This is a genomic window from Rania fehmarnensis (genome assembly GCF_056494185.1).
Map to the genome: position 1 here is coordinate 6066214 of NZ_CM151398.1, position 18678 is coordinate 6084891.

Below are 18678 nucleotides of genomic sequence, written 5' to 3' on the forward strand. Positions count from 1 at the left end.
ACCTGTAGCCGATCTCGCCAGAGATTGGACGCGTAATGATAGTTCGTCCAAAGTCTGGCGACTTCGGCTACGGGGTTGCCTGTAGCCGATCTCGCCAGAGATTGGACAGCGTGAAAGTAGATCGTCCAAAGTCTGGCGACTTCGGCTACGAGTGTCTGGTGACTTCGGCTACGGTTAGTTGGGGCGACTGGCTAGTTCGCGTTCCATGGTGAAGGTACGCTCGAAGCGTTTGCCGCCGAAGTATGCGGCTGGTGCGTAGAGGTTTTGATCCAGTGGCAATCCGATCGAGACGGTAATCTTGGGTGCATTGCTCGGGATCGGATTGGGCGAGACAACTACCGATGTATTGCGTGTACCGGCGGTGCCCAGAACCTGGCGCGCTTTGGCTTCGACTTGTGCTGCCGTAGCGCCCGGAATAACACCGAGTCGACAAGCTTCATAGGTGGCATGGTCGACGGTGTGGCGCAGCATGGCTACGCGACTAAACTCGAGAGCTGCGAAGAAGAAGAAAAACGCGAGCCCAACGGTCAGCGCCATTTCGACCGTGGTAGCTCCGCGGCGTGTTGGCTGCGACTTATGCAATCGACGTGATTTGGTTGAGAGTGATTTTGGCATGGCCATGATGCAGCTTTCCGGTTTTTTATTCGGTCATGATCGTGTTTAACGTGCGGGCGATTTCGCGAAAGGCTTCGCTCAAATCGCTACCGGTCTCCGCATGAAAACTGCGGCCATGTCCAATATCGGCGATGCGCTGCATGCGCCCGCGGTCAGCATCGGCACCAAAAGAAATGCCGTGAATCACTACACCTTCGCCAGCGATTTCACGAGCCGATAGAATCGGATCACGGCCGGTGTTGTGAATACCGTCGGTCATCACAATCATCGTACGTTCTACGAACTCGGGCGATCGTCCGCGCTGCATCACTCGAAGCCCCGCATCCATCCCGCCTGAGATACTTGTAAAGCCAGCCGGGAACAAGCGATTCATGGCAGTATTGATTCGATTCAATTCGATCGTCAACGCCTGATCCTCGGTTGCACCGGAAGAGTAGCTCGCCAAGCCGACGTGCTCATCCACCGTATTGCTGGTTTGAAGAACGCTGATAAAGACGGCCACGGAATTGACCAGGTCCAACCATTTCTGTCCCAACATCGAACCGGACCGGTCGACGACCAAGACAATATCGCGTTCCAGAAACGTACTCGTGGAGAAGTATTGAGGCTGGAAGGAATCTACGGCGAACAGTTTTCCGAAGTGCAAGGGAACAACACCGCCGAGTGAATCGATGGTCCGCCGACCATTGATTCGAATACTATTGGCTGGAGTGCTATTGGGTACAAACTGATAGACCCCGGTTCCGTTGGGTGTCGAGTTGCCAAACTGAATTTCGCTGGGGCTGATCTCGAGCGGTTTTCCGCCGACGAGATGCTCACGGCCAATCGCTTGAGCAGCGGCGATAGCGCTCTGTCGGTCAGCGGTCTGCACCAGAGTTTGCGAGGCAGCTTTCGAGGCAGCATCGGTGGCAGTGCGAAGTTCGCTGCGCACCAAGTGCATGTAAGCGATATCCACCGAAAATGCGACCGTCACCATGAAGGCGAGAATCATCACGGCAATGATGACCAGCATCGCACCGCGTCGCGAACCCTTGGCACGCGATCGCACGACGCGCTTCGGAGCGGCGCGTAGGCTGGAACTGGGTTGTCTAGTTGCTAGGTTGGGCATGGCTGGGGCTACTCCTTGATCATGACGGCGCGGCCGATCAATTGGCGATCTTGAATGACCTTGCCAATAAATGGACTGTTGGCCGAAATCGGGGCGGAGACTTCGATACTAATTCGTTGGCCACGGGCCACTCGAGCCGGTTCAGCCGGATTGAAGACCACGCGATACGATCGAACTTGCCGCGCGTTGAGAACGTTACGGGCATACTCGTCCGCCGATGCGGCCGTACCGCGTGAGCGAGCAGCTTCGCGAATTCCTTCGTAAGCAGCGGCGACCAGTGATTGCTTCAAAAAGATCGCGCTCGTGGCTTCGATCGATCCTAGAATCAGGACCATCAACATGGGCAAGCACACGGCGAATTCAACCACGGCTCCACCCCGCTGACGTCGCCGTAGCGATCGTCGGCAGCTCGCAGCACGTGCGTGACTAGGCATTAAAGTATTCATGAGTGCAATAACCTCACTTGGTGACAGGAGCAGAGGTGGACTGCTCTGTCGGCGAAGGCTCGGTATTGCCTCGAATCATCAAGGCGCGATTGAAGTCTTCGGCCAAGGATCGCCAAAAGTCATTCTCACGAAACTTGACTGGCTCAACTTGATCACCGGCTACAACCGCACTCAGAGCACGTCGAATGCGGACCATCGGGCCGGCAAACCGATTGCTCAGTTTGGCTGCGTCTAACAAGAACACGGGCAGCAGCGCCAGTGAAATAAGGACCACAGGCAGATACGATCGGACAAAGTTCAGCATGAAATCTGACCATGAGTCGATGGGCAGACTAATCAAGCAGGTCCACAAAAACAGGCCAACCGTGTTGGCTACTAGCAGCAGCGTCCAGTGCACTGCAATTTTTCGCAGCAAACTGGTCTGAACCTCAAAGTCGACAAGCGTTCGAGCGCGACGGGGGCTGAGCATGAGCGAAACTCTCCGCTGGGAGTTACTACTAGAAAGGGCGCATAAACCGGAGCTGGCATTCCGAAAAGCCTAGGTCGCCTGGCAAGCACCTGCCGCACAAGCACCGCACATTTTTTGCGGATTCAGTGCGATTGGATTCCGTCTGTAACGGTAATGTGCGCGGCAAGCTTTGTCCGATCTGTCCAAAGTCCGGCGACTTCGGCTACGGGGGACGCCGCCCACGCACTTATTTAGACGCACAGTGCACGGTGAACTCAAAACAACACCCACTGGGCGCATGCGATCGCAAGACGCAATCGCCACCGTGCTGTCGCGCCAGCTGCCGAGCAATCGTCAGCCCAATACCGGTTCCAGCCGGATCCTCTAGACGATTGCGAAGACGAATGAAGGGTTGAAAGACTCTGTGCGACATGCGCTTCGGAATCCCAGGGCCATTGTCCAGGACGCGAACAGTCAGGCGCTGCGCATCGATCGCCGACTCGATGCGCAGCAGCCGGCCACTGGCTGCATACTTTAGCGCGTTGCTGATCAGGTTGACCAAGATTTGCTCGAATACCTCGCGGTCGATGTGAACCGCCTGGCTGGCGCATCGCTCGCGCTCGACCTTGACTGCCAGTTCATTGAGCTGCGGCCGAAAAGTCTCGACGATCGAATCGATCAAGTCATCCAGGCTATCGATCTTGGCCAGCTTCAGTGGCCTTTGGGCATGGCCGGTGCGGGCAAAGGTCAATACGTTTTCGATCAAGCGACCCAAGCGGCTGCTTTCTTGTTGAATGATCGTCAGCCGATGCATGTCTGGTTGATTGTCTTCGTGAGCGCTGGCCTCGATACTCTGCAGCGCCAGATCGGTGTACATCCGAATGTTGGTTAGCGGCGTTCTCAATTCGTGCGACACTTGATTCACAAACGATACTTGCTGGGCAGCTTGACGAAGCTGACGGTTGAGATTGAGAGTGATGATCAATCCCAACAGCATCAACGTCGACGAAGCGGCCACAGCTGCCAGAATACCGATCCAGCCGGAATCGGTGCGCATAGCGGTGGCACATGCTTCGGCGGACAAATTCAAACGCAGGCGCCAACCGTCCAGTGGATCGCCCAGGGCCACTTCAACTTGATCGCCCGTCGAGCTGGCTAGCTGCAGATTGCCCCACTGGGTCATCACGCTCCCTTCGACATCGATCAGTTGAAAGATGGCATCCTGACGAGCTTGGGTGTTATCGGGCAATGCAGCAATCACATCAGCTAGCCATCGGCCTCGCGGCACGATGATCATCGTCAACGTATCTGCAGGTGTTTGCGACCAGTAGCTTAACACCAACCCTCGGCCATGATACCAGGTGGTCCAGTGCGAATTCGATTCCAGCGCGTTGGCCGAATTGGTCCCCACGGCTCCGCTGCTACTTGGGGTTGCCCTGTTAGAAGTTGTTCCTAACGAAGGCGCCACGCGCTGCTGCGGCGACGGTTGCCCGAAAGCAGCTTGGGACGGAACGTTGGTCGTGGGCTGCACAACGCGAAGCGTCGCTGGATCGTTGCTCGGTCCGACGGCCGTCGAATCTTGATAGGGCTGATTAAACAGCGAAGCCCGCTGCGTGAAATTACTATCGCGCAGCCAACTCACCGCGTCGGCGATCAGGCTGCGATCCTCTGGCCGCGCATGTTCGGGGCTAGGATAAATCAAACGGCCCCGCGCGCCTTCGTCGCTGACGATCACCGCCACGCCCACTAGAGCGTTGCGTTCCAGATCCAACATGGCTGAGGGTGTACGTGGATCGAAGTTGGCGAGCTGCTCGGTCAACTGGCGCTCATAGCCTTCAAAAACTTGCGCGATATCCCGGCTGTAGGGCTCCAGTTGCTGACGCAGGAGCGATTGCAAACCAAGCCGAGCTTCTGTTTGACGTTGGTGATTGTAGAGCGACACCAAGGCCACCAGCGACACAATGGCCCCGATAATAATCGTCCAGAGTGCCACCAGCGTTCGATTCATCTGCTTTAGACTTTCACGACCAACACTTGGCAATGAGCCAATCGTACGACGCGTTCGGCGACCGAACCTAATAACATTCTGGTCAGTCCCGTTCGACCGTGCGAGCCAAGAACGATTAATTCCGCCCCCAACTCCTCAGCCCGGTCACAGGCGATTTGCCCAGGGTCGCCCAGCCGGACTTCCAGTTCAACATTGCCCACATCCAGTTTGTCCACCGATTCTCGCAAGTTCTCCAGTGCATGCTGAATGCGCTGCGCATCATCGATCGTTGCCCACACCACGCCTGGTTCGGTGGGAATCAAAAAGGGCAACACGTGCAACACATGCAGTTGCTCTGCCGAATTCACCAGCGTACGAGCTCGACGCAAAGCCAACTCCGAGTGCTCCGAGAAGTCGAAAGGCACGACCACGGGTTTGTCCACTAACCAGCTCATGTTGGCATCTCCTGTTTCCATAGGTCAAATCAATTGGGGCGCTATCTATCTATGATAGCCGTTGTCCAACTAAGCCGAGGGCGTTAGCCCCGGTTTCTAATCTCTTGCGCTGCAACCGCCGGCTAACGCCCTCGGCTTAGTGGGAACCGGGGCTAACGCCCTCGGCTTAGTGGGGACCGGGGCTAACGCCCTCGGCTTAGTGGGGACCAGGGCTAACGCCCTCGGTTTAGGGAACCGGGGCTAACGCCCTCGGTTTAGTTTTTACGCGATTGGTATTGCGGCTTTCCGCCGCTGTTTAATTTGGGGGGTGCCATGATCAAACGATGACTTTCTTTACCCAATAGATCATCCAATCGCGTACGCAGCTCGGGCGTAATATCAACCTTGTGGCGTTTGGTCTTGATGTGCACCGTCTCGCCTGTGGTCATGAGCAACGTGAATTGAATTTCATGTTTGCCTGGATAACCGCGCAGGATTTCGTTCAGCCGCGGAATCGTTTCTTCAGAATGCTCTTGCTCGCGCAGGTTGATGCGCATGCCGGCAGTAAAGCGATTGCTGGCATCATCCAGCGGAATAATTTCATTTACCAATAAATTATATTCGTCACCCTCGCCACGTTTGTCGACCGATGCGCGCAGCAGAACCACGGATTCGGGTTGAACCAGTTCACCTTGAGTCGCATAACCGCTGGGCCACAAGATACAGCGGGCGATGCCGTCCATGTCTTCGAGGTCGAAGTTGGCGTACTTGTGCGGTTGACCCGGCTTGGGATCTCGAACCGTGGCCAGCTTGATCGAGTTGATCATGCCGCCGACCAGCACTTCTTGCCGGTGCTTGCAGTTCTTGATCGTCACCGATGTATGCGTGGCAAACATCCGCAACTGCTGCTCGAATTGCGCCAGGGGATGGCTGGACAGATACATGCCCAGCACTTCTTTTTCCATCGATAGGCGCGTGTTATCTGGGAACTCGGGAATATCCGGTAATGAGTTACTGACACCGCTCTTGCCCTGAGGCTCATCGGCCTCCATATCATCGAAAAAGTTCATTTGACCGCTCTTGCGATCAGCCAGCGCGGCCGCGCCAGCCTGGATGGCTTTATCGATCACGGCCATCAGCTGCGAGCGACGTGCGCCAAAACAATCCATCGCACCGGCCTTGATCAGCGTTTCAATGGTCGAGCGATTGCATTCCGATGGATCCACGCGTTCGCAGAAATCAAAGATATCGGTGAAGGGACCACCGGCTACGCGGGCTTTCACAATGGCTTCACCCGATGAACCACCGCAACCCTTGATGGCGGACAATCCAAAGAAGATCTGTTTGTCTTTGACCGTAAAGTCGATATCCGCTGTGTTTACGCTGGGTGGGACAACCGTAATGTTCATGCGGGCGCAATCTTCCAAGTGCTCGACGAGCGAGTCCTTGCGTTTGAAATTGCGGCCTGGAATATCGCCCGACAGCAGCGCGGCCATGAACTCGACGGAATAGTGAGCCTTGAGGAAGGCCGTCTGATAGGCGACCAGTGCGTAAGCGGTCGAGTGACTCTTGTTGAAGCCATAGCCCGCGAACTTGAGGATCATCTCCCACATTTCGCGAGCCTGTTTTTCAGTCAACCCCTTCTCGGTCGCACCTTCCATGAACTTGGATTCGTTCTTGGCGATCAAGTCTTCTTTCTTCTTGCTGATCGCCTTGATACATGTATAGGCACTGGCCAGTTCGATACCGCCCAACCCATTCAGGATGCGCATCACCTGTTCTTGGTAGACCATCACCCCGTGGGTCTCTTCCAAGATCTCTTTCAAGACCGGGTGTAAATATTCCGGAGTCTTGCGTTTGTGTTTCACCGCCACGTAGTCGTCGACCATACCGCCTTCGAGTGGTCCCGGGCGATAGAGAGCATTGGTGGCGATGATGTCGCGGAAGTGGTCAGGCTTCATGCGTTGCAGCAAGTCGCGAATACCACCGCTTTCCAACTGAAACACACCCTTGGTTTCACCACGCTGCAACAGTGCAAAGGTCTCGCGATCATCTAGCGGCAAACGCAAGATGTCGAGTTGCTTGCCCGTAGTCTGCTCGATCACCTGCACGGCTTTGGCGAGGATCGTCAAGTTGCGTAGACCCAGGAAGTCCATCTTCAACAGACCGGCCGCTTCGACGTCACCCATCGACCACTGGGTGATAATATCGCTCTTGCCCGAGACACGGCTGAGCGGCACATAGTCGGTCAGGGGCTTATCGGCGATAACCACTGCGGCAGCGTGGGTCCCGATGTTGCGAGCCAGGCCTTCGAGTTTCTTGGCAAAGTCGAGAACCTCTTTGACATCCTTGTCGGAGTTGTAGAGCGCCTGCAGCTCGGGATTTTGTTCGAGAGCTTTGCTGATCGTGATCTTCAGCTCATCGGGAATCATTTCGGTGATCGCGTTGACCACCGGCAAAGGCATCCCCAGCGCGCGGCCGACGTCCTTGATCGCGGCGCGGGCCTGCAAGGTGCCAAAGGTACCAATTTGGGCGACGTTGGCTTCACCGTACTTATCGCGCACGTATTGAATGATCTCGCCGCGCCGGTCTTTGCAGAAGTCGATATCGATATCGGGTGCTTCCAGGCGGTTCTCGTCCAGGAATCGTTCGAACAGCAAGTCGTACTTGATCGGACAAACGTGGCTTAGGTAAAGCGCGTAACAGACCAGAGCCCCGACCCCGCTACCACGAGCCGTCGCGGGTACGCCAATCTCGCGCGCATGGCGCACAAAGTCCCATACGATCAAAAAGTAATTGGCAAAGCCTAATTTCTTGATCACACCCAATTCACGATTGAGGCGATTCATGACGACTTCAGCTAGTTCGCCACCGGGCAACATCTCGTCATCATCGCGATAGCGATCGCGCAGGCCCAGCATGCAAACTTCGCGCAAGTAATCGTCGGCATCTTTTTCCTGCGGCACACTGTAGCGCGGAAAATTCCGTTTGCCTAATTCCAGCTCGATCGATACCGAGTCCGCAATCTCTTGACTCCGAGCGACGGCCGATTCCAACCCGGGAAAGTGAGAATACATCTCCTCCGGCGGTCGCAAGTAGAACTCGTCGTTCTCCATACGCATGCGATTAGTGTCAGTGCGAAACTTGCCAGTATTGATGCACAGCAGCACATCCTGACTGGAAGCGTCTTCGCGATCAGCGTAGTGAGCGTCACTGGTGGCCACCAGCGGCAACCCAAGTTTATTAGCGATATCGACGGCCCCTTCCAGTTGTTGACGCTGGATGGGCAGACCGTTGTTCATGATTTCGATGAAGTAACGGTCTTTGAAAACATTGGCGAACCAACCGGCCACTTCGGCCGCTTCGTGTTCGATGCTGCTCGTATCACCGCCTTTCAGGATCGCGCGCGAGAACTCGCTTGATACGCAACCGCTCAAACAGATGATGCCTTCGTTTAGCTCTTCCAGCAACTCGCGATCGATACGCGGCTTGTAATAGAAACCCTCCAAACTGGCTTTGGAGGCCAAACGCACCAGGTTGCGAAAGCCGGTGCGGTTCTTGGCCAGGAGCGTCAAGTGATAGGTCGCATCTTTGGAACTGGACGCGTCGCCGCGAGTAAAGCGACTGCCAGGAGCGACATAGGCCTCGTACCCGATGATCGGATTGATCCCCGCGGCCTTGGCACCTTTGTAGAATTCCAGTGCGCCGTGCAGATTGCCGTGATCGGTGAGGGCCAAGGCATTCATGCCATGCTGCTTGGCTCGGTTGATGAGTTTCGATATCGGGCTGGCGCCATCCAATAAACTGTAGTGGCTATGGCAATGTAAATGAACAAACGGCCGTGTCGTCATATATGAGATTTTGAGTTTGAGCTATGGGAAACTATTCGTGGCTATCCAACACCGCGTTGACACGCGCGTTGGCGATTCTTCCGTCGTGCGTTACCAATGTTTCGCGAATGATCTGGTCGTCGGCATCCAGCCGCAACTTTTTGTGCTCGACTAGATTGCCAAGAAACTTGGTCAAGTTGTGACTGAACATCTGGCTGGCATCCGCGGCTACTTCAGCGGCGATATTGGTAGGGCCGAGCAAGGTTACGCCGCCACGCAAGACGCGCTGATCGGCGACGGTAACTTCACAGTTGCCACCGCGTTCGGCGGCCAGGTCAATGATAACACTACCCGGTCTCATGTTGTCTACTGACTCGGCTGTAACCAAAAGCGGCGAACGTTTGCCGGGGATAGCCGCCGTACAAATCACGACATCATGGCCAGCCACGACTTTGCCCAGCAACTCACGTTGCCGCGCGTAGAAAGACAAATCCTGTTCCTTGGCATAACCGCCGCGATCTTCCGACGACGAAGTATCCAGCCCCAAGTCTACAAAACGCGCACCCAGGCTTTCAACCTGTTCACGCGTGGCTACACGAACATCATAGGCGGAGACGACTGCACCCAACTTGCGCGCCGTCGCAATCGCTTGCAGGCCGGCCACACCGACACCCAGTACAAGTACTTTGGCAGAAGTGATTGTACCTGCGGCTGTCATCAACATCGGAAACATCTTGGGCAGTTCAATCGCTCCCAGCAATACAGCTCGATAACCAGCGATGGTCGCCTGCGAAGAGAGCACATCCATACTCTGAGCCCTTGTGATGCGCGGAATCAGTTCCAGCGAGAAGAGCGTGATACCACTGCTGGCCCAGGCCGTTAGTGGTTCGGGTGATCCGAGCGGATCGCACATCGCCACCACCGTCTGCCCGGAGCGCAGCTCGCCTAGCCACGACTGGCTTTTATGCGCGCCGGCCGCGCGCACCGCCAGGCAGATGTCGGCCGATTGCATTTGATCGATGCCGCGGGCAACGCTGGCACCTTTTTGCTGATACGCCGCATCGCTATGACCGGCGGCCAATCCAGCCCCAGCTTCAACGGTAACTTCGAATCCTGCCTTGATGAGGGCGGGCACCGACGCCGGGACGATACTCACCCGAGTCTCGCCAGGGCTGGTTTCCTTCCGAACTGCAATCCGCATGCTCTCCGCCTTTGAACTGTGGATCATCCAACGCAGAGGTCGCTCTGAATTATTACGAGCGCACTCCGCCTAACTCTTCAACGAACTCAGATAAGCTACCAGATCTCGCAACTGTCGGCGGGTCATGTGTTTGATCAGATCGCCTGGCATCGAAGATTTGCCCTTCTTGCGTTGCGAGATCGAATCGATAGGTACGTCGATGACTTTGCCTTCGGCCGTCATTAGGCTAACCATCTCGGCCGTTTCTTTCTTGACGATACCGGTCAGCACTTGATCTTCATCGGTGAGGATAATCGCCGTTTCAAAGTTCTCAGCGATCTTGGCATCGGGATTGACGATCGCTTCCAGCAGATAACGACTATCTTTGGTCTTGGCAATTTCTGTTAGAGCTGGTCCGACTTCACCACCCTGATCTCCAACTTTGTGACAACGCACGCAGGATAACTCAGTGCGCGTCATGAAGATCTGCTTGCCAACATTGACATCGCCGCCGGTGATGCAATCGCGATAGGCGGCCAAAGGATCGGTCTCGGCAGCTTTGGCTTCGAAGGCGGCGCGAGCGGCTTGGGTCTGGTTATCGATGCGGCCCTCGCTGGCCTCGATAACATTCATCCACACGTCAGCTGGCAGTTGGCCAGCCACGTATTTCTGTAGACCTTCGACAATTACACGAGTGGCCTCAGGCGACTGGACATCAGCCAAAGTATCCCAGGCGCTTTGACGTTCGCGAACGTCATCGGAGTGGGTGGCGGCCGCCAAGAGCGGCACTGCGGTGGCTGCATCCACCCGCGCGAGTCCACTTAGAGCCGCTGCGCGCACGGCCCCTTGAGGATCGGCAGCCAGGTCTTTGACCACGGGTGCAGCCGTGGTAGCGCTCAACCGCAATAGACTCTTGATGGCATCGACGCGAGCCGCGACGGACTTGCCAGCATCGCGCGCCAGTTTTTCAAGATTGGGCGCGATGGCTTCGATCTTTAGATCCGCCGCCACGCTTAGAGCCAACGATGCCAGCGATTCAGGACCAGCCAAAGCATCCTTCAGCACGGCAGAGAGCGCATCGCGGGCCGGTGCTTCATCGCGTGCGGGCAATGGGTCATGCCGATTCATGACGCGATCCAAGTGGCCAGGTTCCGCCCAACTGCGCAACATCTCTAGCGCTTCGACACGCATGTCCTCCGATCGCGCCTTGTCAACAGCCACAGCCGCAAGGGCTTGGGCATGGCTCGCACCGCCTAGTCGATAGTTGGCATTCAGGACTCGATGGACCAAAGGTTCGGGAGAGTCCGCCGTTAGTTGAACTTTGGCTAGAGAATCTAAAGCGGCATGCAGTTGTGTAACGTCATTGATCGCGCGAGCGGCTTCGGTTTGCACCGCTGCATCGCTATCAGTCAGAAACTCGGCAACGCGTGGGTCTTGCCGTTTGCGTAGGGCCACTACAGCCGCCAACCGCACACTCTTAGATGGATGTTTGCTCAAGCTCAACACGCGGGTGGTATCGGGCATGCCGCGCAGTGCCATGATGCCAGCGTGACGCAGGGCCGGGTCTTGGTCGGCATTGTCCGTCAACAACTTCGTAACGCCGTCAAACGCATCGGCCACTTGCAGCTTGCCGCACGCCAGCGCGGCTGCGTAACGAGCACGGGGCTCTTCATCGTCCAGCATTGCCAGGAGCGCGCTGGCTACACTGCTGGCTTGGTTGGCTGCGAGTCCCGCGTCGCCGATGCCTGTAGCTGCTGCGATGCGCACCGCGCTCTCTTTGTCGTTTAAGAGTGCGACCAGCGTTTTGACATTTGCACCACGGTCGTCCGTTTTTAGGCGTGCCACTTGTGCCAATCCCCAGACAGCATGGAGTCGCGGAAACACATCGGCGCTGGCGTTGGTGGCCATCTGCTGGAACTGTCGGCTATCGCCGCGCGCGGCTAGTTCCAGTTGAGCGCCGCTGCGCACGCGTCGATCTGGATGCCCCAGCAATTGTCCGAGCAGTTCGTTGTCGAGCTGTTGAAAGCCGTCCTTTAAGATGGCTTGCACTTCTTCAACCAGCGGCGACGCCTGAGTTTTCGGATTGAAGAAGCGATAGATGCGGCCTTTGCCTTCACCTTCCCAACCATCGACCCAATCGCAAACCCACAAGGCTCCGTCAGGTCCAAAGTCCGCATCGGTGGCCAAGATATTCCAAATCAATTCTTCATTGCGATCGATCTCCCAGAAGGCCCCCTTCGGCTTGACCTTCACCAGGCGTATACCGCTGTTGCTGGCTCCACCGCGAAAGTCTACCAGCAGGAAACAATTGCGATACTCTTTGGTTAAGCCGGTACCGGGATAATAGGTCAAGCCTGATGGACCATCCGCGATATTATCGACCGGGGGCACGATGTAGGCCGGTGTGACCTCTGGTGCATAAGGATGCCAAATCTTTTCGCGATTGAACGGGCCGCGGTCTGAGATGTATTGATACATCATCCGCCAACCGGTATCACCACCTTCGAGCACATTGACCCAGCGGGCCTTATCGCCGCTGTCTGAATTGTTGTCGCCTGTAAACAAGTTGCCCCAATCATCGAAAGCCAACTCTTGCGGATTGCGCAGACCAGTAGCAAAGATTTCGAGATTGGAACCATCCAGCTCACAGCGAAAAACGGCTCCGCTTTCTGGATCGACGAACGCGCCTTGATTGGTCTTGAGGTTGTAACCGCGATCACCGATGCTGAAATAAAGCCGACCGTCGGGACCAATCACTAGTCCGTGCATGTCGTGACCACGGAACGCGACGCGCACACCAAAGCCGTCATACAGTGCCTCGCGCTCTTCAGCTACGCCGTCGCCATCTTTGTCGCGCAGTCGCCATAGTTTAGGAATACAAGTGAAGAAGACATCACCGTTGTGCTCAAGCACGCCTGCGCCAGTGCCATCTTCGATCTTGTTGAACTGATCGGCAAAGACGGTCGCTTTGTCAGCTGCGCCATCGCCGTCGGAGTCAACTAGCAAGCGAATGCGATCATCGTGCTCGATCATCTCTTGTGCTTTATCGCCCAACAATCGGTGGTGATAGTCGATGCGATCTTGCACGCTCAGGGCTGCCAGGTCGGCATGCAGCCATTCTTGATCATGTCCGCGATTGTCGGTAACGCCATTGCCTTGACGGAAGGATTCGCACACGAAGACGCGTGAGAGTCGATCGACGAACAAAGCTACCGGGTTGGCCAGTTCGGGTTCGGCGGCGAACAGCGAGACTTGCCAGCCATCGGGTTTGCGGAAACCGCCCATCGCTTGTCGACCTTCGTCGGAAGCATCAGCCACTTTTTCAGCGGCCTTACCGCCGGCGGGGTGTGGCTCGGTCGCTGGCGTTGCCTTATCCGATTCTTTCGCCGGTGGTACCGCGCTGGCGACGATAGTGAAGGTTAGGGAAACAACGACTGCGAGTGCGAAGCTCAGGCGACGCGTCAATGACATCCGAACCATGCGATCAGAACCAACCAATAGAAGGTAAAAGATGTGCTTGCGGAGACCAATGTTTGAAGCACAAGAAGTAAACAACGAGTCTATCCGCAATCCCGCAAAAGAGCCATCGGCTGGATCCACTTTGGCTCAGGATCAACCGGCAGAGTGAAGGCACGCTCGCCTGCTTTCTGCGCACCAAGTGCTCAACACTTACGCATGCAAAAGACTCCACGGCACTTCCCCCATCTGGACAGCCGTGATATCAATCGGTCGGCTCGCCGCAAGGGCGCATGCAGTGCCCTTGATGTTTCTTTTCGTATTCGTAACGGATATGGCACCACCTTTGCGACTGCAGGCGTTCTGTCGTCAGCCGTGTGCCCTGGGGGTAGTTCACGGAAATGATGATTTGAATCAAGTCCTGACAACAGGCGGTTGTCATGTTAGGGGAGTGAACGAGGATGTCGAGTTGTCCTGCCATCGCGGTTGCCGAGTCGCCCGCGACCATTTCCGGCAGTTTGCCGGCCCGCCAGTTACGTGTACGAGAACTCACCATGCGATTTGCCCTGGCGATGCATCGCGGCGGTGGGCGAGCTTGGCTAATGGTCAAGCAAATTGGCTTGGGCGTGTTGAGCAGTGTGTGGATGTTGTTGGCATGCAAATCCGTAATCGGATTGGTATCCGCCTTCGACACCTACCTGACCATCAAGTATGCAGTTTCGTTGGATGTCTACGAACAGAATCCGCTTGGTCGTTGGCTGATGGGGCTCGATCAAGGTCCGGTAGCTGAGACGCAGCAGATCGCGGCCTTTATAACAGCCAAGTTCATTGGCACGCTGCTAGTGATGATCGCCATCCAGGGGCTGGCCCACTGGCGCGTGCGAGTAGCCGGTTTGGTAGCCATGCCTGTGGCCGTAGCGCAGTTGTACTTAGTTGTGCACCTCATCTATGGCGACGGCTAGTTGCTGCCCGCACATAGAGCGTCTCCGCTCGCGGGCTCGTAGAGCGGCTGTCCTCAGCCGCTCAGCACCTTCTAACCATGTATCTTCAAACCACAGGTCCGTCCCAGCCTCGGTGTGCGTCCCCGGCCTCGGTGTGGGGACAGACCACGGGTCGTCGAGAATCCGACGCCAGCTTTTACCCTGCTCTGTCCCCCGGCGCGAACGGGGACAGAGCGGACAGAGCACCTGCTCACGCAACGCTAGCTAATCGGCGCGGTGTCTGTCCCCGCTCGCGGGCTCGTAGAGCGGCTGTCCTCAGCCGCTCAGCACCTTCTAACCATGTATCTTCAAACCACAGGTCCGTCCCAGCCTCGGTGTGAGGTGGTACCGCTTTTCCGGACAGTCCAGTCTCTTAGAATGAGCAATCTAAGGAGACGGCATGAAGCCTCAAAAGAAGCTAAAGAATTCGCGAAGAGTTTATCCGGAAGACCTGAAGCAAGAAGCTGTACAAATGCACCTTGACGGGCATTCAGCTTCGTCGATTTGTGAACGGCTTGGGATCCCCAGAAGGAACTTGCTGTACAAATGGAAGCAAGAATTGGTCACAGACGCAGGCCCAGTCGCTGACGCAATGGATGCCAAGCTAAAGCAGATGCAGGCGGAGCTTCACCGCGTGGAGCGTGAGCGAGACATTTTAAAAAAAGCTTTGGGTATTTTAGGCCGGAACGACTCGTAGAGCTTTACGCAGTCGTTCAGGCCATTGAACAGACGGAAGTGGCACCGATCACCCAGATCTGTGAAGTGCTAGAGTTGACCCGTAGTGCGTACTACTCGTGGCTTAATTCTGACGACACACAGCGCGATGAGGAGGATCGTATTCTCTCGCCTAAGGTGCGCGAAGCTTTCAGGCATCATCGTCGTCGATATGGTAGCCGTCGAATTGCAACTGAGCTCACGGAGAAAGGCATGAAATGCGGTCGTCGCAAAGCCCGTCGGATAATGAAAATGCAGGGACTTCGTGCGATTCAACCCAAGTCATTTAAGCCTCGCAGTACTGAAAGTAAGCACCGCTTAGGATACAACCCAAATCTGCTTTTAAGTGAAAGCGCAAATGGCATCGGACAGGTGTGGGTAGGAGACATTACTTACATACCGTGTGCTGAATGTCACTACTGCTACTTGGCCGTTTTGATGGATGCATACTCGCGTCGAATTGTAGGTTGGCATCTAAGTAATGACATGACCGAGGAACTAGTGCTAACCGCACTGCGCAACGCGATCACCGCGAGACAGCCATCGCTTGGCTTGATCCATCATACCGACCGTGGTGGACAGTACGCAGGCAAAGAATATCGTCAAATCCTGAAACGAGCAGCCATGCGCCAAAGCATGTCTCGAGCAGATAACTGCTACGACAACGCAGCCATGGAATCTTGCTTTGGAACACTCAAGAGAGAGTTGGAGATAACCGAATACAGTACTACCAAGGAAGCATTCAAAGACATAGCTTCCTACATCGAATACTACAACGTCGAGAGAAGGCACTCTTCTCTTGGCTATCTCAGTCCAGTCCAGTTCGAATCAACCCAGTCCTGAAGCGCAAGAGACTGGACTGTCCAGAAAAGCGGTACCACCTCAGTGTGTGCGGGGACAGAGCACAGGCTCAGCGGAGCGCTAGCTAATCGGCGCGGTTCGAACTAAGGGCTTTGCTAGCAGGGAGACACTTCGAATGGTGGAGCTAGAAATCGAAGGGCTTGTCTGAGTTCAGGTACAGTGGCGAGAAGCGATAGTAGACTTCTAGCGTCATAGCGGCCATGGCCGTGGTGTAGTGGCGGCCGCCCACGTCGCCCCAGCGGTCTTCAAAAAACCAGCTGCCCTTGGCATGCCCCGATTGACTCTGAGTCTTAATGAGTGCATCGCGCATCCCAGGATTCCACTCTTGGAATGTACGACCGCCAACATGAAAGAGCATCAGCGTTAAGTAATAGTTGCGATACATGTCATGACTCGATACCCCCTGGCGCTCTAAATAGGTGGCAGCGGTCAAGACGCGAGGATCGGAGTTGGGCCAGCCGCGGAACATGCGAATCAACAAGGCGATCGCGGTGCAAGTTTCGTTCTTGGGTGCTGGGGCGCCGTAGCCATAAAAAATCTTGTCCTTATCGCCTTGCGAATCCAAAAAATCATCAATGCGTACGATAGTCGTAGCAGGGATGTATAACCCCGCAGCATCGGCACTCTTGAGGGCCATCGTTTGCCAACCAGTGATCGTCAAGTCGCCCGGGCGATCGGGCAAGTAACCCCAACCACCACCACGATCATCTTGCGCGTAGGCAATAAAGTTGATCGCTTGCTGACAAGGATCGCGCAGCGACTCATCTTTGCTCAACTGATAAGCTTCGCAAAGCGCAAAGGTGGCAATGCCTTGGTTGTACATGCCCTGCTGACTGTTAAACAAGAAGCTGCCGCCCTGGTCGGTACGAGCCATGATTTGCAACAAGTAATAAACACCGCGCTTGACCGTATCGGCATACTTGCCATCGCGGTGCGTATAACCTGCGCCAAGAAAAGCCAGCAAGGCCAAGCCGGTCGCGGCTGGTTCAAACTGCTCCTGCGTGCCCGGATGTGTGCAGTAAGGACCACACTCTGCTTTGGTATGCACCAGGCTCCAACTGCCATTGCCTTTTTGATGAGCAGCTAACCACGCGAGCGCCAGTTCGACCGCAGCTTCGCTTTCACCACTGCCACCGCGCTCCATCGCCAGCCTATTTCGCGACTCTGGCGCGCGACCTTCAACACCGGTGGCAGCCAGAGACGCGTTCATACTGCTGGCAACCGAGTTGTTGACCAGTCCCGCTGCTGTCTGCGTAACAGGCGCCACCGTACCGGCACCAAGGTCAGTAGCGTGCGCCACACTGCTGAGCGCGGCTCCCAAAGCACCTGAGTTTGTGGTCTGATCCGCTTCGCGGGCCAGTAGTGCTGCGGCGTCAGCCGTATCGCGAGCATCCTCGGACACCGCACCCGATGCCAACAGGGGATCGACCAGCATCTCCAGTTCGGCTTCCACCGGTTGAACTGTGTGGCTTTCGATAATGCCGCTGGAGAATCCTCCTCTGCCTGGTCCAGCGATGGTCCAAATCGCCAGCCCCAGTAACAGACCAGTATGCAGAATAAAGCTGAACAAGAATCCTGGAGCCGATCGATTGCGGGCCAACGCACGCACCAACTCAAATGCGCGCCCCAGTATGCGTGATCTCTGCGACTGCTCGACAGCTTCACTGCTGTCAGCCAAGGTCTCATCACTGGCTGATGGCCGGTCCGCATCAGTAACTGTCGCACTGCGCGCAGGCGCTGTCGGGCCAGTCGTTGAGACACTGGTTACATCCACAGGAACGTCGAAAAGTGGCTGAGGTCCCGAACCTGCCATTGAAGGCCAGTTGCCCGTCAAAAGCGAAAATGAGCAGTGAGAAAACGACTTGGTTTATTCTAGTTCGAAGTTCGGTCACGCGCCGCACAAGGCGCAGCCGTCGAAGGACAAGCCTAAAACTATTTATCCGCACAACCGTCACATTGAGATCAACAGTTCACCTCGCCTGACGGCTACATCGTTTAACCCGTTGCCGCAGGCTAGGGACCGAAGGAATGGCATCGCATCGCGAGGTCACGTAGCTACTGGATGCTCCGGTAAACGCAGCGATTGGTTAGAGGGTGCACCTCGCCTGGCGGCTACGGGTTAAACGATGATGCTCAGGTAAACGCAGCGATTGGTTAGAGGGTGCACCTCGCCTGGCGGCTACGGGTTAAACGAGATGCACCTTAGTCCAGCTTAGTGCGGCGCGATTTCTTTTCGCTTTCGCGGCGCTTGTCGTCCAGGCGGCGCTTGCGCGAGGCCTTGCTGGGTTTGGTGGCAATGCGTCGCTTGGGTGGTACCAAGGCAGTAAGAATCAGCGCGCGCAACTTTTCACAACTGCGGTCGATGTTACGTTGTTGGTCGCGGTACTCATCGCTGGCAATAACAACTTCGCCATCATCGGTCACATAACGAGCCGCTAATTTCTTGAAACGCGACCAAGCGGCGGCCGAAAGAAATCCTTCGGCCGGTTTCCAGCGCAAGGTAGCTTTGCTGTTGACCTTGTTAACGTTTTGTCCGCCAGGGCCACCACTACGCGCATAAGTCCAACGCACTTGATCGTCAGGGATAACCAGGTCGGCTTTGATTTCGATACTTGCCAT

13 protein-coding genes and 1 pseudogene are annotated in these 18678 nt (G+C 55.9%); 3 read left to right on the forward strand and 11 right to left on the reverse strand.

Translation table 11 applies throughout. The features are described from left to right. Nucleotides 1-174 precede the first annotated feature (174 nt). From SH573x_RS20790 to SH573x_RS20830, 9 genes are all read right to left on the reverse strand, one after another. Nucleotides 175-621, reverse strand: a complete 447-nt coding sequence (locus SH573x_RS20790; protein WP_479349688.1) for a TadE/TadG family type IV pilus assembly protein — start codon at nt 619-621, stop codon at nt 175-177. A gap of 19 nt (nt 622-640) precedes the next feature. Next, nucleotides 641-1723 carry a vWA domain-containing protein gene (locus SH573x_RS20795; RefSeq protein WP_479349689.1) on the reverse strand — a complete coding sequence of 361 codons (1083 nt, stop codon included), beginning with the start codon at nt 1721-1723 and terminating at the stop codon, nt 641-643. A gap of 8 nt (nt 1724-1731) precedes the next feature. Further along, nucleotides 1732-2169, reverse strand: coding sequence for a TadE family protein (locus SH573x_RS20800; RefSeq protein WP_479349690.1), 438 nt, complete (start codon nt 2167-2169; stop codon nt 1732-1734). A gap of 13 nt (nt 2170-2182) precedes the next feature. Next, entirely contained in the window at nt 2183-2638 is a 456-nt protein-coding gene (locus tag SH573x_RS20805; protein ID WP_479349691.1) for a hypothetical protein, read from the reverse strand. 226 nt (nt 2639-2864) lie between these two features. Then, the gene (locus SH573x_RS20810) at nt 2865-4625 is read right to left on the reverse strand and encodes a sensor histidine kinase (RefSeq protein WP_479349692.1); all 1761 of its coding nucleotides are present in this window, start codon (nt 4623-4625) and stop codon (nt 2865-2867) included. Between the two features lie 5 nt (nt 4626-4630). Beyond that, a complete protein-coding gene (locus SH573x_RS20815) occupies nt 4631-5059 on the reverse strand; it encodes a universal stress protein (protein WP_479349693.1) in 429 nt (142 codons plus the stop codon). 254 nt (nt 5060-5313) lie between these two features. Next, nucleotides 5314-8889, reverse strand: a complete 3576-nt coding sequence (gene dnaE / locus SH573x_RS20820) for a DNA polymerase III subunit alpha (RefSeq protein ID WP_479349694.1) — start codon at nt 8887-8889, stop codon at nt 5314-5316. A gap of 31 nt (nt 8890-8920) precedes the next feature. Next, nucleotides 8921-10069 carry an NAD(P) transhydrogenase subunit alpha gene (locus SH573x_RS20825; RefSeq protein ID WP_479349695.1) on the reverse strand — a complete coding sequence of 383 codons (1149 nt, stop codon included), beginning with the start codon at nt 10067-10069 and terminating at the stop codon, nt 8921-8923. A gap of 69 nt (nt 10070-10138) precedes the next feature. After that, the gene (locus SH573x_RS20830) at nt 10139-13528 is read right to left on the reverse strand and encodes a PVC-type heme-binding CxxCH protein (RefSeq protein ID WP_479349696.1); all 3390 of its coding nucleotides are present in this window, start codon (nt 13526-13528) and stop codon (nt 10139-10141) included. A 437-nt stretch (nt 13529-13965) separates the two neighbouring features. Between SH573x_RS20830 and SH573x_RS20835 the strand changes: the two genes are divergently transcribed. From SH573x_RS20835 to SH573x_RS20845, 3 genes and pseudogenes are all read left to right on the forward strand, one after another. After that, nucleotides 13966-14466, forward strand: a complete 501-nt coding sequence (locus SH573x_RS20835; protein WP_479349697.1) for a hypothetical protein — start codon at nt 13966-13968, stop codon at nt 14464-14466. Between the two features lie 418 nt (nt 14467-14884). Then, entirely contained in the window at nt 14885-15181 is a 297-nt protein-coding gene (locus SH573x_RS20840) for a transposase (protein WP_479349698.1), read from the forward strand. Between the two features lie 20 nt (nt 15182-15201). Further along, nucleotides 15202-16041: pseudogene (locus SH573x_RS20845) on the forward strand (IS3 family transposase); the annotation flags it as partial. A 142-nt stretch (nt 16042-16183) separates the two neighbouring features. Here the strand turns inward: SH573x_RS20845 and SH573x_RS20850 are convergent. Continuing rightward, complete coding sequence (locus tag SH573x_RS20850; protein WP_479349699.1) at nt 16184-17872, reverse strand: prenyltransferase/squalene oxidase repeat-containing protein; 1689 nt, start codon at nt 17870-17872, stop codon at nt 16184-16186. Between the two features lie 389 nt (nt 17873-18261). Further along, the gene (gene arfB / locus SH573x_RS20855; RefSeq protein WP_479349700.1) at nt 18262-18678 is read right to left on the reverse strand and encodes an alternative ribosome rescue aminoacyl-tRNA hydrolase ArfB; all 417 of its coding nucleotides are present in this window, start codon (nt 18676-18678) and stop codon (nt 18262-18264) included.